Here is a 16,672-nt window from a genome sequence, read left to right as displayed (position 1 = left end):
CAGTATCCGACCCTAATCTTCAGGCATGTATAGAAGAAAGAGCCGAGACTTATGGTCATGAACATCCTGAAGATTTTGAGATATTGCACTGTGACAATGTATCCAGTCTTGATGGTTTAGAGCAATTTACGAAGATCGATCACTTGGGACTAGGCCGTTCAGACTTTTCCGACTTAAGCCCGGTAACAGCACTAAAAGAGCTGTCATACATTGAATTGACCTGGAATGAAATTAACGACTTAAGTTCCTTGAAAGCTAATACAGAATTACGGGGTATTGATTATCTTGGTGAATCTAACCCGACAGCTGAATCACTAGAAACAATTAGCCAACTGCCAATTTTGGATCAGTTAGAGCTCCAATCTCACTCTGACGAGCCTTTAGATGTAAGTAACATAGGTGGTATTAGCTCCTTGAGAGCGCTGCGTTTATTTAATCTTAACCTGGTCAACGCCAGTTCGTTAGCGAATCTTGTTGAGATGCGAGCCCTGGAGCTACGAGGCTCAACGTTGGATAATACAGGCTTTTTAAATAAGCTGGAGCATATCGAGAAACTGGATATTCGTGATACATCATTGACAGTTAACGATGCAGTTAAGCTCTCCTTCCTTACAAGCCTATACGCGTCGCAAGTCGATGAAACGTCAGCTGAAGTGTTAGGAACGCTGACAAACCTTGAACAGTTAACAATTGAAGGCGTTGCTCACCAGGATGTTTCATACTTAGAAAATCTCGTGCATTTAGATCACCTTCGGTTGGAGGAGTGGCAGGCTCCAGCTGTTAATATCGATGTAATTGGTCATTTATGGAAGCTTGAAAGCTTACGTATTGAAGGCGCAGGAATAGAGGATATAGGCTTTGTCAGTGACTTACGTTACCTGTGGCAGCTTGTTCTTCACAACAATAAAATTAGCAGTTTAGAGCCTTTATTAAAGCTAAATCGGTTAACTCAGCTATCAGCCCGGAATAACGAAATTACTGATGTGAGTCCACTGTTTTTGTTACCTAATTCAGCTCTGCTTGAATTGGCTAATAATCCGACCACTGGCTGCGCAATCATAGATGACAGTTATATTGGCAAAACACTTCATCGCGAGGACATTTCATTCAGTTGTTTTGAAGAGCACTGGGCCGAACAAGTGACGCCTCTTGCCGATGCTATGCCGACTGATCCTGAGTTACAGCAGTGTGTCAGTGATTATGCTGATGAGAACAACATCCAGTACGCCGAGCGAGTTGATGCGATTAGCTGCAGTGATACTTCTGTTAAGACGTTAGAGGGGCTTGAACAGTATAAGAACTTAATAAAGCTTGAGTTGCGAAATACCTCAATCAAAGATTTCTCAGCGGTGTCGAAGTTACATAACCTCCAGGAGTTTGATATTAGTCTATCTAGGTCGGAGTGGTTTGAACCGATAAGCAACATTGAGTTTCTTGCCAATAAGCCGTATTTAAGGTCAGTTAATCTGACCAACCAATGGATAGAGGATATATCTCCCATACAAACATCAACCCTCTTAAGGGAGTTAAAGTTATCTGAAGCACGCTTTAGCGACTTTTCTCCAATTTGGCAGCTGAAGTATCTGGAAAATTTAAGCATACAACGGCAGCCAGCATTAAGTGATGCTGAGTTCATTGGTGCTAGTAATTTAACCAACTTAAAAAGCTTAACATTAGCTCATGCAAAAGTGACAACGTTGGCACCTATTTCAGAAGCATATAAATTAGTTAATTTATCAACCGACGATGTTCCATTAACCTATATCCCGCCGCTAGTAAATATGAACTCTTTACGAGAGATATTTATTCATGTGTCAGACTTGACAAATATTGATTTTCTAAAGGGGGCGAGGAACCTGCACTCCGTATACTTTGGTTATGCGCCAGTTGAGGACGTGAGCGGCTTGAATGGCATTGAATCACTTTATTACTTAGATTTTCCAGGGACTAAAGTTGGGCAGCAAGCTAAGACGTTTTTTGAAGTAATGGAGTCGCTACCCACGCTACGGTATGTTGATGTGTCTGAAGTTCAGTTTTCGGATTATTCAGGCTTCGGCCGTTTCGACAAGCTTATTGGATTGTTTATAGAAGGCAACGATATAGCTGATATCTCTTTTATTGAAGGGATGTCTAATCTAAGAATACTTTGGGCAGGTGATAATCGAATAACCGATTTGGGTCCGTTGTCTGAATTTAATTTGTACGAACTGCGCTTATTTAACAACCCGTTTCGAGAGATTACGGCTTTAGAAGGAATGACAAACCTTAATGATTTAATGCTGCATGGTAGTAATAACGTAATGTGTATGAATGTAAATGCACAATTGTCGTTTACTTACAGCGAAATTCCTAAAGAGTGCTTTGAAGAACTGAAGGACACAGACGGTGATGGTATGCCCGATGTGTTTGAGGATATCCACGGGCTGGATAAGAATGACCCGACAGACGCAAACGCCGATGCAGATAATGACGGGTTGAATAACATAGAAGAGTATTTATCAGGTACTTCACCAACGAACAAAGACACGGATGGTGATGGCATTATTGACGGTGTGGACCATCAACCGACTAAAGTTAATGATTTTGTCACTATTACAACGAAAGTATCTCCAGCCGATGCCGGAAATATCACATGTGATGATTATGAGCCAGGTGTCGGAAGCACGGTTCATTGCGAGGCGAAAGTCAATATGGGCTACAGTGTCGATAGCTGGTCTTATGCGTGTTTAGAAGGAACGAGTCAGGGGCGACTATGCTCACTGAATGCGGACAAAAATATTAATTTGGTGCTGCACCTAAAAGATCAAAATTTAGCTGACAAAGTGTCTTCTGGGCTACTGATTTTAGGCGTTATAGCGACTGAACAGTGATATTATCAAAGTAAGCACAGTCCCGCTTGTAGTTGCCTTTGTCGTCACGCGGCGCCCACTCAGGAGAGCTGCCGCCGTGGAAGGTGTTGAACATAAAATGACGTATTTGTGTTGCGGGGCTGTCTACGCCTCTAAAGCGCAGGTTTTTGTGCTCCACGACGGTTTTATCGTCAATGTCGATGCTAAAGCTGCCGTTAGCACTGTCGACAGGCTGATTAAGTATTAGATTGTAGCGCACGTTGTAGTAGCGCCCGGGCTCAAATTTGAAACCTTTAGCAACTTGTACGTCACCATATTTGCCTTTCATGTCCTGGTGATAAATATAGGTTTTTAAGCTGCCGTCTTTGCCCCACATTGCCCGGGCGCTCCAGCCTTTGGGATGAATGGGGTTGCCACCGGTAACCGGCTGCTCAGGTGCAAGTCCATGTAGCTTACCTCCGCGCGCAAAATCAAAGCCTTTGCAAAACATGACCTCGAATTCCAGACTAGCGCGGGTTAAAGAGGTGCCTAACGGGGTGGTTTCTATGACTCGCTCACTGCCACGCTTGTAGCCTTGATAATAAACAATAAGCGCTTTGGAGTCTTCTACACCTTTATTGTAAACAATGCTGGCATTGTCGTGATGGTGAAGCGAGGTTGCAAAACCACTGCGAAAGAAGTCGTCAAAGTTTTCCTGAATTACGTACGGCGACTCTTTTTTCTCGGGTTTATCAGAACCTGCTATGGCTACTGTCTGAATATTGGCCAGCGCAAAAAAAGCAACGGTGGCTTTAGTCAAGTTTTGAGTGTTCATAGGTGTCAGAACTTCTAAAATGATTCGTTATAAACTACATTAGCACCTAGTTAACAAGAAATTAATAAAAGGGGAAGCCCAAATGTCTACTTCGGCTCGTCATCACGTGTTCAAAAAGGTGACTTTACTGCTGCTAACACTTGTTAGCCTGGTACTGTGGACTCGCGTAGCTTTAGCAAGTGAGCCGCCGCTATGGCAGTGGATTGACGCTCAGGCTGTGACCCATAGTGCGACTTCATCTCAGCAAAGTAGCGATGAAGAAGTATTGGCAAAGTTAGCCAGCCGTTTGAAGAAAACGAGTCCGACCGGATTGCCTTCGTTACGGTATTTCAGCTTCAGTCGTGAACAGCTCACAAGTTTGCGCAATGGAAAGACAGTTGACGTTGCGGCACCAACGGCGTCGTTTGCTCAGGTAACGCTAAAGTCGCGTTCTACTAACAATTTAGGAGTTGAAACCCTTCGGGCTTCTCAGGCGAGTGGTGACGTAACCATGAGCATGAGCCAAAAAGGCGATGCGATAAGCGGCACTTTGGTCCAGGACGGACAGCGCTGGAAACTTACCATTCGCGGCGGGCTGGGCATTATGTATTTAGACAGCGAGCTCAGAAGTATTGGCGGTAAAGAAAGCGATGCAATAGAGCCTCCGGTAAAAAAGAACCTGGCGGGTGTTACGTCGCCGACTTTTGGCTCAGAGTCGAACAGTGAACCCCCGCTAAGTGATGAAGAGCCCGTAGTGGCTGATGTCGTTGCGGCATACTCGTTAGCATTATTGGATCTTTACGGTAGCCATGACGGAGTGGTAACCCGTATTTCTGATGTTTTTGATGCGGCTAACAAAGCCTATCAAGACAGCGGCGTCGCGCTCGAAGTTAACCTTGTTGATATCATAGAAGTTGCTGTGGATAGAGAGACAGAGTTGAGCAGTGAGCTTGTATTGGACATGGTCGCAGGGTTTCGAGGCGAGACTGAGTTATTTAGCCATGTGAGAGAGCAGACCAAACGGCTTGGAGCTGACTTTACTGCGATGTTCAGACCTTATGCTAATGACGGTATGTGTGGCATTGCGTACCTTGGCGGAAAAGATGATAGTCAATATATAGCTAATAACATGGTTTCACACACGTCTTTAGACTGTGGTGATATCGTTAATGCTCATGAAATTGGCCATAACATGGGGTTAAATCACTCGCGGCGGCAAGATGGCTCTGGGTATGTTTACCATTATGCCCTCGGCTACGGTGAAAATAACAGTTTCGCAACCGTTATGGCTTATCCTGACGCTTTTAATACGACGTTACGACTTAATAAGTTCTCTTCACCTTCATTAGATTGCAATGGCTCACCTTGTGGTATCGATCATACCGACGAAACTAACGGGGCGGACGCCGTATTGGCACTGAACAATCGCGCAACCCAAATAGGTCAGATACGTGAGCGACAAACGACGGAAAATGAGCTGGTCGTAGTCAATGTTATAGGTTCGGGGAGCATTGACTACAACGGTGAGACTTGTTCTGCAGACTCAGTTTGTCAGGTGGAGGTTGTTTCCGGCGAAACGTTATCGTTAGCTGAGTCATCTGATAATACCGCTCAATTCAGTAGCTGGGGGGGCTCTTGCGACGGAAGCTCAAGCTCGTCGTGTGACATTACAGTTACTGGGACTACAAACGTTATTGCCTACTTTATAGAGGCATACGACCCGATAGATTTGAGTGCTGTATTTGAAACTGGTGAATTAAACTTTGAAACATCACGCAGTAATTCATGGCAGGCAGTAAGCGATAGCAGCGCTATTATTGGGGAACAGTCGGTAAGAGCCGGTACCGTTGATCATGACCAGGACTCTACTCTTAGAACGGTGGTAAATAAAGCTGGTGAGTTGAGCTTTTGGGCCAAACTGAGCTCCGAGGAAAACTATGACGAATTACTCGTGTCGGTAAATGGAGAGGTTAAAAAAGAACTGAGTGGTGAACTGTCATGGAAACAATACTCAATTACTTTAGAAGATGATGGTAGTGATAATTACCAAGTTGACTTTACTTATCAAAAGGATGGCAGTGTTAGTGAGGGTAGTGATACTGCTTGGCTGGATGATATTCAGTTCGAGTCATCAGCCCCTCCAACGGTAAAGACAATTGAACTCGAAGTGATTGGCGGTGGCTGGGTTGGCGGCTCGATTTCGCCTTGTCCATCATCTTGTTCTTATACCACGGAGGGTGGGTTATTAACTCTGGAAGTTTCGGATGCAGGTAATACTGCATTTGTCGGTTGGGGTGGTGACTGCCGGGGAACTGAAACAGTCTGTGAGATTGAAGTTACCGAAGATATTAAAGTCTATGCCTATTTTGAACGAGATTTTTCGATCCAGGAAAGTTATAACAATGCCCTGGATAATAATGAACTCAGCTTTACTTCACCGGTTAACCCTTGGGAAGTTGTACAAACTCCTAGCTATGAAGGTGGTTCTGCATTAGCCAGTGGAGAAATTGGTGATACCGAGCAAAGTTCTTTGGCTACCCAAGTTATGGGCCCCGGTCAAATTGGGTTCGCCTACAAAATAAGTACGGAGGCAGAAAAAGAGGGCTTACAGTTTTTAGTCAATGGCGAAGTTATGATTACGGAGGCAGGCGAAAAGGACTGGCAATATGTGTCAATGACGATACCTGAGGGGTCGCATGAGCTTCGTTGGCTTTATCAAAAAGACGGTTCAAATTCCGAAGGTGATGATCGCATATATATCGACAAGGTCACTTGGGATGGAGCCCTGCCTAAGTATGTCGACTTGTCTTTATCAACTGTTGGCGATGCGGGAGCAATACGTGCAAGTAAAGGGTTTTTGTGTCGTTCCGATTGCCAGTATCAATTTTTAGAGACGCCAGACTCGATAACGCTTTTTGCAGAACCTGATGTGCAGAACGGCTTTGTACGTTGGGAAGGAGCTTGTCAGGGAACGAACCTTTCTTGTGAAATATCGCTAGAGAGTGATGTTGGGGCTACTGCTATATTTTCCACGTCGTCCAGTTACACTGTAACAGCATCAGCCTCAGAAGGAGGCATTGTTTCGCCTGAGCAACAGCAAGTATCTGAGGGAGCTAGCACGGAGGTCACTGCGACACCATTATCAGGCTATTCATTGTCATCAATTGCGGGCTGCAACGGAACAATAGAAGGGGATGGCAGGACTTATGTGACCGCTCCGGTTTACAGCAACTGCATGGTTAATGCTGAGTTTGCCGCTAACCTTTACCGAGTAACTTTTGACCTTGGCGACTATGGTATTTACACCGGCGGTGGAGACCTCGAACAGTTTGTCCGTTGGGGCGAAGCGGCAGAAGCACCGCAGTTCGATGTAACAACCGGTTGGCACTTTTCTGGCTGGAGTAACGACTTTACTAAAGTGACTGGGAATATCGATGTAGCCGCCAGCTACCAGTTTATTGAGGGCAGTAATAAAGTCACCATAGACTTGGGCTCGGGTGGGCGTATGAATTTACAGCCAACCCAGTATATTAGTGACGGCGGTTATGTTGAAGTGCTACTGACCCCTGAGCCGGGCTTCCGTGTGCGGCAGAAGGCAGGAGGCACCTGCCCAGAAGGCGAGTGGAATGACAATAGCTACCGCACTGGGCTTATAAATGACTCGTGCTCATTGTCGCTTGGCTTTAGCTCAGTGCTGAATTCGGGCTCATTATTATTGATTTTATCGGGCCAGGAAGGTAAGGAAGAAGAGCAACAATAAGCTCTAGTTATATGGCGCATTGGCTGCCCTTTCGTTACACTATTAGGCTATTGGATATGGGCTGATGACATAGGTAGCAAAAGGGAATGAGCAAGACGTTTTTGGTAACCGGCGGGGCAGGGTTTATTGGCTCTGCCGTTATTCGCGAGTTAATAAGTAATACTGACTTCAATGTCGTCAATGTCGACAAGTTGACCTATGCGGGCAACCTTGAGTCGCTAAGAGAAGTAAGCGATAACTCGCGTTATCATTTCGAAAAAGTCGATATTTGTGATGCGGCTGAAGTTGAGCGCCTATTTAATCAGTATCAGCCTGACGTGGTGATGCACTTGGCAGCTGAAAGCCATGTCGACCGTTCCATTGACGGGCCAGCCGAGTTTATTAATACGAACATTGTGGGTACTTATACGTTGTTGGAAGCTGCACGTAAGTGCTGGCAGGAGAAAGGCAAGCCGGAGGGCTTCCGCTTTCATCATATTTCGACCGATGAAGTTTATGGTGACTTACACGGCAGTGATGACTTATTCACTGAAACAACGCCTTATGCGCCTAGCTCACCCTACTCGGCGAGTAAAGCCAGCTCTGATCATTTAGTACGCGCCTGGCACCGCACTTATGACTTACCGACAGTACTGACCAACTGCTCGAATAACTATGGTCCATACCACTTTCCGGAAAAGCTCATTCCGTTAATGATTCTAAATGCGCTGGATGGTAAGCCGCTGCCAATATACGGTGACGGTTCACAAATTCGTGATTGGTTGTTTGTGGAAGACCATGCACGGGCCTTGTTGAAAGTTGCAACCGAAGGCAAAGTGGGCGAAACGTATAACATTGGCGGGCACAATGAGAAGAAGAATATTACCGTTGTGCAGCTTATTTGTGAGTTACTGGAAGAATTGGTTCCGGAAAAACCTGCCAGCGTGACGAGTTATACTGACTTAATTACCTTTGTTGACGATCGCCCCGGGCACGACTTACGTTACGCCATTGATGCCAGCAAAATAGAGAAAGAGCTGGGCTGGGTGCCTGCTGAAACTTTTGAGTCGGGCATGCGAAAAACGGTGCAGTGGTATCTTGACAATAAAAGTTGGTGGCAACCACTTCTTGCGAGGTAAATACCATGAACATTTTAGTAACCGGTGGCAACGGGCAAGTTGGCTTTGAGCTTATTCGCAGCCTGAGTGTGTTTGGCCATGTGCTGGCACCAACACGAGATGAATTAGATCTAACGGATAAAAACGCAGTTGCCGAGTACTTAGCAACGCATCAACCTCAGCTTATTGCTAACGCGGCGGCTTATACTGCTGTAGACAAAGCAGAGTCAGAGCCGCAGGCGGCGGACAGACTAAACCATTTACTGCCTAAACAGTTGGCGCAATACTGTCTGGATAACCGCGCGGCACTTATTCACTTCTCGTCAGATTATGTGTACCCCGGTTCTGGAGAAAAGCCTTACACCGAAGACAGTAAAACCGAGCCGCTGTCTGAATACGGGCGCAGTAAATGGGCAGGAGATCGGGCGGTTATTGGAAGCTCGTGTAACCATGTGATACTGCGCACTAGCTGGGTGTACAGCGCGCGTGGTAATAACTTTATGAAAACCATGTTGCGTTTGGCGTCAGAAAGAGAACAGCTGAGTATCGTGAATGACCAAATTGGAGCGCCAACGCCAGCTCGTTTGCTTGCCGAAGTGTCTGCGCAAGTTGTTAAGCCGCTTATGTCGCATGAGATACAAGGTGTTTTCCATGTGGCTCCGCAAGGGGAAACAAGCTGGTATGGTTTTGCCGAAGCAATTTTCTCAAAAGCCGTAAAGCTTGGCGCTGAAATAAAGGTTAAGCAAGTTGAGGGTATTTCCACCAGCGACTACCCAACCCCGGCTAGACGGCCATTAAATTCGCGTTTGACTGTTGATAAAATTGAACAGGCGTTAGGGTTAAGAATGCCTGGCTGGGAAGATGCTTTAGAACACATATTAATGGAGTATTTGAATGGCTTATAAAGGAATTGTTCTGGCGGGCGGCTCTGGAACACGGTTGCACCCAATTACCCGCGGCGTATCTAAGCAGTTACTGCCCATTTACGATAAGCCGATGATTTACTACCCAATTTCAGTGCTAATGTTGGCTGGCATCCGGGATATTCTAATTATCTCGACGCCTGAGGACATGGAACAATACCAACGGCTACTGGGCGACGGCTCGGCGTTTGGTGTGAACTTTTCTTACAAAATTCAGCCGTCTCCCGACGGATTGGCGCAGGCTTTTTTACTGGCTGAGGAATTTATCGGTTCCGACCCGGTTTGTTTGGTGTTGGGCGACAATATCTTTCACGGGCAGTTTTTTTCGGACCAACTGAAAAGGGCGGTTAGCCGAACCAGTGGCGCCACTGTATTTGGTTACATGGTGAAAGATCCTGAGCGCTTTGGTGTTGTAGAATTTGACGACAATGGACGCGCCTTATCGATAGAAGAAAAACCAGAGAAGCCTAAGTCTGACTATGCGGTCACAGGGCTCTATTTCTACGATAACGATGTGGTGGATATTGCCAAGCAGGTAGAGCCCTCCAGCCGTGGGGAATTAGAGATTACTAGTGTTAACAATGCTTATTTAGAGCGCGGCGACTTGCAGGTAGAGCGGCTTGGGCGCGGTTTCGCCTGGTTGGATACGGGCACCCATGACTCTTTATTAGAGGCCAGCTCTTACGTACAGACGGTTGAACACCGCCAGGGACTGAAAATAGCCTGTCTTGAAGAAATAGCCTGGAAACAAGGGTGGATTGACGACAAAGAATTGGCCAGTCACGCAAAAGATTTAAAGAAAACTCAGTATGGTACTTATTTGAAAGGCTTGTTGAGATAACAGAGGCAGTAATGGATTTTAAACGACTAGCGATTCCTGATGTAGTGTTAATGACCCCGCAAGTTTTTGGGGATGAGCGGGGCTTCTTTATGGAAACCTTTCGCCAAAATGAATTTGAAAAGCACTGCGGTAAGTATCAGTTTGTACAGGATAACCACAGTAAGTCTCGGCAAGGCATTTTGCGAGGATTGCATTATCAGCTGAAACAACCACAGGGTAAGCTGGTGCGAGTGACTCAGGGGCGCGTGTTTGATGTTGCCGTTGATATGCGTGAAAACTCATCAACTTTTGGTGAATGGGTTGGCGTTGAGTTAAATGACGAAAATAAACAAATGCTGTGGGTGCCGCCCGGTTTCGCGCATGGCTTTTATGTGTTGAGCGAAACAGCAGAGTTCAGTTACAAGTGTACCGATTATTATGCGCCTGACGACGAGCACAGTGTGCGTTGGGATGACCCCGTATTGGCCATAAAATGGCCTATAGGAAAAGAGCCTCAACTGTCAGACAAGGATCGTAATGGTGAGTTATTTCAACAGAGCCCGGTGTACGAATGAGTGACACAAACAACGCCGACTGGGAAAGTGCCTCGGTAGTCGTTGTTGCCGGAGCATTAAATCATGCAAGCGCAAGCAACGCTTATACATTGGCGTTAGCTATGGACCGTATTGTCGGTCATGTTGTCGTTGTTGCGTTTAATGGCGAAGGCAGTTTTGAGCTTCTGTCGGGTGAGTTGCCTGTAGTTACTTTGTCGTCAGTACCCGAGGTTATTGACTGGCCCGTTGACGCGATCATTAACTGCTCTAACACGCACACCGACTCAGTGACATTGTGTGAGCGCGTAAAGAAACAGCAAAATAGCGTTTGGATAGAGCGCCACGATGGAAATGCCGCCGCTGATTCTGACGAGCAGTGGCTGCTGACCAATAAAAAGGATAATGCTGTAGCTACGATAGTCCCTCAGCCTCGCTTGTCCCGTTGGCGTGAAGAAACCTCGGTAAATAAGTATTTTGTTCAACAACTGGAAACGCGTTTATCCGGTGTGGCGTTAAACAGGCAGCCGAATTTTGAGACAAATGCTGGGGGGAGTACAGGCGATGAAAAACGCGATGTTGTGATGTTCTGGAAGCAGAATGACTCGGGTTTGTACGGCCGACGCAGCGACATGGTGGCTAAATATTTGGCATCGCGTCGTGATATTCGACAGGTACTCGTGGTCGATGCGCCAATTGAATTACAGCAACTAAAGAAGAAACGCGGCGACGATAATTTTGACCAAAACCGCTTTGTTTATACGGGTACTGTTAGCACGGCATTTCGCCAAAACGACAACGGGTCTATTCGTCGCCGGGTGTTCTGTTATAAAGAAGCCCCTGACAGTACTGAAGGTTACCTGAGTTTTCTCGAGCAGCGCTTTCATGAGCTTGGCATTGATGCTTCGAAAAGTTTGTTTTGGATGTACCCCAAATTGCAATGGGGTGAGCGTATTATTGAGCACTTTAAGCCGTTTAAGCGAGTGATGGACATTGTTGATGATCACCGCTCCTGGCCTGGTGTGAGTGACAAAAAGAAAGTCGAGTTAAGTAAACATTATGAAGCCTTGCTTGGTGATGCAGACAAAGTGATTACTAACTGCCTTCCCGTAAAACTGTCGATGTATCAGTTCCACAAAGACATTGCGTTAGTACCCAACGGCTGCGAGCTTAAGCCCAATGCCGTCGAGCCGACTCACTTGAAAAGCTATGAAAAATTAAAGGCGCATAAAGGCCCGGTGCTAGGCTTTGTTGGAAACTTAGAAGCCAAGATAGACGATGAATTACTCCGTAAGCTGGCCTATGCTTTGCCAAATGCACTAATTGTATTGTTGGGCTCAACGCATGCGAACCCTGATATAAGAACATTGGGGGAGCTGCCTAATGTATTAATGACGGGCGTGGTACCTCATAAGTTTGTGGGGGCATTTGTTAAGCGATTTGACGTTGGTTTAGTGCCGCATAAGAAAATGGCGTTGACCGAAAACATGAATCCGCTGAAAGTGTTTGTGTACTTGTCACACCATATTCCGGTGGTTGCGACTGACGTTCCCAATATCGCAAAGTTCGACTATGTATGGCAAACTAACGACCATGATGCATTTGTTGAAAAAGTTAAGCAACTGACAGTGAATAAAAGTGGTTTAGAGCTTAACTCAAATACGTTTAACGAATTTATAAAGCGCAATAGCTGGGATATGCGCCTGGCTGTTGTTGTTGACAATGTCTTGTCCTCGACAAAGGATGTTTAACCCGCAAAGGTTGCTTGATGAACGAAAAACGATTAACCCATTTAAAGGCTCTTGAGAACGAGTCGATTCAAATTTTCCGCGAGGTAGCGGCGGAATTTGATAACCCCGTTATGCTGTACTCGGTTGGTAAAGACTCTTCCGTATTATTGCACTTGGCGCGTAAAGCGTTTTACCCGGGCAAAATTCCTTTCCCGCTCATGCATGTGAACACCACCTGGAAGTTCCGCGAAATGATAGAGTTTCGTGACCGCATGGCGGAAAAATATGACTTTGAGCTTATTGAGTATATTAACCAAGAAGGTGTCGAAGCGGGTGTAGGGCCGTTTAGCCATGGTAGTGCTAAGCATACCGACATTATGAAAACGCAAGCCTTGAAGCAGGCATTGAACAAATACAAATTCGATGCGGCTTTTGGCGGTGCGCGCCGCGACGAAGAGAAGTCACGTGCGAAAGAGCGCGTTTATTCGTTCCGCGACAAGAATCACCGGTGGGACCCGAAAAACCAGCGCCCTGAGCTTTGGAACATATACAACGGTAAAGTGGATAAAGGCGAGAGCATTCGCGTGTTCCCTCTGTCGAACTGGACCGAGCTGGATATTTGGCAATACATCTATTTAGAGAATATTGATATTCCTCAGTTGTACTTGGCTAAAGAGCGTCCGGTCGTTGAGCGTGACGGCACATTGATTATGGTCGACGACGAACGCATGCCGTTAGAAGACGGCGAAACGCCAGAAATGAAGATGGTGCGCTTCCGTACCCTGGGCTGTTACCCGTTAACCGGCGCAGTCGAGTCTGACGCGGCAACTTTGCCTGAAATTATTCAGGAAATGTTGCTGACTAAAACGTCAGAGCGTCAGGGCCGGGTTATCGACCACGATAGCGCGGGTTCTATGGAGAAGAAGAAAATGGAAGGGTATTTCTAATGAGCCACGCATCACCATTAATTGAAAAAGACATTCTGGCGTACTTAGAACAGCATGAAAACAAAGAGCTGCTGCGTTTTATTACCTGTGGCAGTGTCGATGACGGTAAAAGTACGCTAATTGGCCGTTTACTGCACGACAGCAAAATGATCTTTGAAGACCAGCTGGCCGCCATTACTGAAGACTCGAAAAAATCCGGTACTCAGGGCGACGAAGTGGACTTAGCATTGCTGGTTGACGGCTTGCAGTCTGAGCGTGAGCAGGGCATTACCATTGACGTGGCGTACCGTTACTTCTCAACCGACAAGCGTAAGTTCATTATTGCGGATACGCCGGGGCACGAACAGTACACCCGTAACATGGCGACCGGCGCTTCAACCTGTGACCTAGCGGTAATTTTGATCGATGCCAGTCAGGGCGTGCAAACCCAAACCCGACGTCATAGCTATATTTGTTCATTGTTAGGCATCAAGCATGTCGTAGTTGCCATAAATAAAATGGATCTGGTGGACTATTCGCAAGATGTTTATAAGCAAATTCAGGACGACTACCTGAAGCTGGCGGGTTCGTTGGAAATTCCGGATATTCGTTTTGTGCCAATTTCAGCGTTGAAAGGCGACAACGTGGTTAACCGCAGTGAAAAGCTGGACTGGTTCCGCGGCTCGACGTTAATGGAATACTTAGAAAACGCCGAAATTGACCAGCCTCAGGATACGGAAGAATTTCGTATGCCGGTGCAGTTGGTGTGCCGCCCTAACTCAGATTTTCGCGGTTTTCAGGGAACTATTACTGCGGGATCCGTTAAAGTCGGTGATACGGTTCGTGCCTTGCCATCAGGTAAAATTTCCACCATTAAGTCTATTGTGACTTTTGATGGTGAGTTAGACGAAGCGCACGCTCCTATGGCGGTAACCCTGACACTGAACGATGAAATTGATATTAGCCGTGGCGACATGATTGTGCGCAAGGACAACTTACCGCACGTGTCGAACCGCATGCGCGCTAAAGTCGTGTGGATGCACGAAAAAGGTCTTGAACCGCATCGCGAGTACTACATTAAATTCAACTCTAAGTTCACCCGTGGCGAAGTTACGGAAGTGCATCACCAAATTGATGTGAATACGCTGAAAGAAAAAGAAGCCGGGAAACTAGAACTGAATGAGATTGGGCTGGTTGATGTGCACATTCATGACCCGGTGGTGTTTGATGCGTATCAGAAACACAAAGAAACAGGGGCCTTTATCATCATTGACCGTATGACTAACGTCACTATTGGCGCAGGCATGGTTGATGAAGCGTTATCTTCTGATAACGAGGAAACAGGCCGCAACGAGTTTAGCGAATTTGAATTAGAGCTAAATGCGTTGGTTCGCAAGCACTTCCCGCATTGGGGTGCCAAAGATCTGCTGAAATAATCCAATGCCGGATATCATCGCTTTAACCGGGTTACTGATTCTTATGGTTGTGCTGCTGATAAAGTTTCAGCAGTACAGCGCCAGAATTTTCGGTGGGGCGATGTTGGTTACCTTGGGAACCGGCTGGATCTCAGTCGATGAGCTGCTTGCTAACGCCGCTAACCAGGGCTTAGCAACACTCATTATGCTGATACTGATTTCCTTTGCCCTTGAAAAAACCGGCTTGCTACGCAAAGTAAGCCGGTTTTTATTTACGGACTCCGAGCCCGCCAGCGTTTGGCGAACCATGGGTCTAAGTGCATTGGCGTCGTCGGTCCTAAATAACACCGCCGTAGTGGCTGCACTGCTCAACTCGGTGCGTAACAATAAAAAGGTTGCCGCTTCACGGTTGCTTATTCCTTTGTCCTACGCCTCAATTATGGGTGGCACGCTCACCCTCATTGGTACTTCGACCAATCTTATTGTTAACTCCATGTTTACCGATACCGGTCATGCTGGTTTTAAGTTTTTTGACTTCACTTTAGTGGGTGCCATTGTATTAACTGGCGGACTTATTACGCTGTTTATTGTTAGCCGCTTTCTCCCTCACCACGAAAACGGCAGCAAAGAAACCACCGAATACTACGTTGAAGCTGAACTTAATGACGACTCACCCTTAGTGGGTAAGCATGTCGATGAAGCTGGATTACGTCATTTAGAAGACCTATTCCTAGCCGAAATTGTTCGCAAAGGTGGCCATGAAGTATTGAGGCCAGTGGCACGCTACGACGTACTGCAAGCGGGTGATAAACTTCTGTTTAGTGGTGACATCAGCAAAGTAAAAACACTCAACCAGTTCGACGGTTTAAAACTCTTTGCCGACGACAGTGGCTTAGAAACTCATCAGTTAACGGAAGTGATTATAAAAGAAGAGTCGGTTTTAACCGGACGCACATTAAAGTCTACCGGCTTCCGGGCCCGATTTGATGCCGCCGTTGTTGCTATTCGTCGTGACGGCGGGAAAATTAGCGGTAAGTTAGGTGAGGTTAAACTGCAAGCTGGAGACTTCTTGCTATTAGCGACAGGCCCTGACTTTGCCTCGCGTACGAACTTGAGTAAAAACTTTTACGTATTAAGCGGTGTCGAGCCAGAAAACATGCTCAGTGGCTGGCGCGAAAAGCTGACTTTGTATGGTTTCTTAACCATGATTGCAGCTACCGTCGTCACTGGAGCCTCGCTTTTTTACGGTGTGTTATTTTTGCTGGGAGCCTTGCTGTTCTCCGGCTGCCTGAACGCGAATGAAATAAAGCGCCGCTTTCCGGTCGAAATTTGGGTCATAGTGGCCAGTGCGTTATGCATCGCAGAGGCTTTAACCAATACCGGGGCTTCGGCAGCTATTGCCGAATTTGCACGTTCAAGTTTGGCTGGTCACACGCCGTTTGTGTTACTCGCTGGCGTATTCTTAATTACCTATATACTGACTGAAGTTATTACCAATAACGCCGCTGCGGCATTGATGTTTCCTGTGGCTTACAGTTTGTCGCTAGGTATGGGGGTTGACCCGTTCCCCATTATTTTGGGTGTTGCTTTTGCGGCGTCGGCCAGTTTTATTACGCCTTATGGCTACCAAACCAATCTAATGGTATTTAACGCTAGTAACTACCGTCTGAAACATTTTTTATACAGCGGCGTGCCAGTGGCCTTAACCTATATTTTACTGACGCTGTTTGCTATTCCTCTTGTGTTTCCATTCGCATAAGTCGAGCAGCACAGCACTAGCTACGTTTACATTATTGGAAATAAAAGCG

General features: G+C 46.4%; 11 protein-coding genes. 10 read left to right on the top strand and 1 reads right to left on the bottom strand.

The features are described from left to right. The first annotated feature begins 83 nt into the window (after positions 1 to 83). Positions 84 to 2,870, top strand: coding sequence for a leucine-rich repeat domain-containing protein (locus CWI78_RS04410; RefSeq protein WP_126780644.1), 2,787 nt, complete (start codon positions 84 to 86; stop codon positions 2,868 to 2,870). On the opposite strand, the gene CWI78_RS04405 is transcribed toward CWI78_RS04410, so the two are convergent. Further along, on the bottom strand, positions 2,851 to 3,663 hold the full coding sequence (locus CWI78_RS04405) for a polysaccharide lyase (protein WP_126780642.1): 813 nt from the start codon (positions 3,661 to 3,663) through the stop codon (positions 2,851 to 2,853). The two genes, CWI78_RS04410 and CWI78_RS04405, sit on opposite strands and share 20 nt — an antisense overlap. Before the next feature lie 82 nt (positions 3,664 to 3,745). On the opposite strand from CWI78_RS04405, the gene CWI78_RS04400 reads away from it, so the two are divergent. The 9 genes from CWI78_RS04400 (at position 3,746) to CWI78_RS04360 (ending at position 16,623) form a co-directional block, all read left to right on the top strand. After that, positions 3,746 to 7,402 (top strand): reprolysin-like metallopeptidase, encoded by a 3,657-nt coding sequence (locus tag CWI78_RS04400; RefSeq protein ID WP_126780640.1) that lies wholly within the window; start codon positions 3,746 to 3,748, stop codon positions 7,400 to 7,402. 86 nt (positions 7,403 to 7,488) lie between these two features. Beyond that, positions 7,489 to 8,520: a dTDP-glucose 4,6-dehydratase gene (gene rfbB / locus CWI78_RS04395; protein ID WP_126780638.1), complete on the top strand. Its 1,032-nt coding sequence runs from the start codon at positions 7,489 to 7,491 to the stop codon at positions 8,518 to 8,520. A 5-nt stretch (positions 8,521 to 8,525) separates the two neighbouring features. Next, complete coding sequence (gene rfbD, locus CWI78_RS04390) at positions 8,526 to 9,404, top strand: dTDP-4-dehydrorhamnose reductase (RefSeq protein ID WP_126780636.1); 879 nt, start codon at positions 8,526 to 8,528, stop codon at positions 9,402 to 9,404. After that, positions 9,394 to 10,263, top strand: a complete 870-nt coding sequence (gene rfbA / locus CWI78_RS04385; RefSeq protein ID WP_126780634.1) for a glucose-1-phosphate thymidylyltransferase RfbA — start codon at positions 9,394 to 9,396, stop codon at positions 10,261 to 10,263. Before rfbD ends, rfbA begins: the two co-directional genes overlap by 11 nt. A gap of 11 nt (positions 10,264 to 10,274) precedes the next feature. Then, positions 10,275 to 10,817, top strand: a complete 543-nt coding sequence (gene rfbC / locus CWI78_RS04380) for a dTDP-4-dehydrorhamnose 3,5-epimerase (RefSeq protein ID WP_126780632.1) — start codon at positions 10,275 to 10,277, stop codon at positions 10,815 to 10,817. Beyond that, on the top strand, positions 10,814 to 12,544 hold the full coding sequence (locus CWI78_RS04375) for a glycosyltransferase (protein ID WP_126780630.1): 1,731 nt from the start codon (positions 10,814 to 10,816) through the stop codon (positions 12,542 to 12,544). The genes rfbC and CWI78_RS04375 overlap by 4 nt, the downstream gene beginning before the upstream one ends. A 17-nt stretch (positions 12,545 to 12,561) precedes the next feature. After that, positions 12,562 to 13,470, top strand: coding sequence for a sulfate adenylyltransferase subunit CysD (gene cysD, locus CWI78_RS04370; protein WP_126780628.1), 909 nt, complete (start codon positions 12,562 to 12,564; stop codon positions 13,468 to 13,470). Next, the gene (cysN, locus tag CWI78_RS04365) at positions 13,470 to 14,885 is read left to right on the top strand and encodes a sulfate adenylyltransferase subunit CysN (RefSeq protein WP_126780626.1); all 1,416 of its coding nucleotides are present in this window, start codon (positions 13,470 to 13,472) and stop codon (positions 14,883 to 14,885) included. The genes cysD and cysN overlap by 1 nt, the downstream gene beginning before the upstream one ends. Positions 14,886 to 14,889: 4 nt before the next feature. After that, positions 14,890 to 16,623, top strand: coding sequence for an SLC13 family permease (locus CWI78_RS04360; RefSeq protein WP_126780624.1), 1,734 nt, complete (start codon positions 14,890 to 14,892; stop codon positions 16,621 to 16,623). Positions 16,624 to 16,672: the final 49 nt, after the last annotated feature.

Source organism: Idiomarina ramblicola (genome assembly GCF_003987255.1).
GTDB classification, from domain to species: Bacteria; Pseudomonadota; Gammaproteobacteria; order Enterobacterales; family Alteromonadaceae; genus Idiomarina; species Idiomarina ramblicola.
Note: the sequence above shows the minus strand (reverse complement) of the source record. Positions and strands in the feature narration are given on the sequence as shown.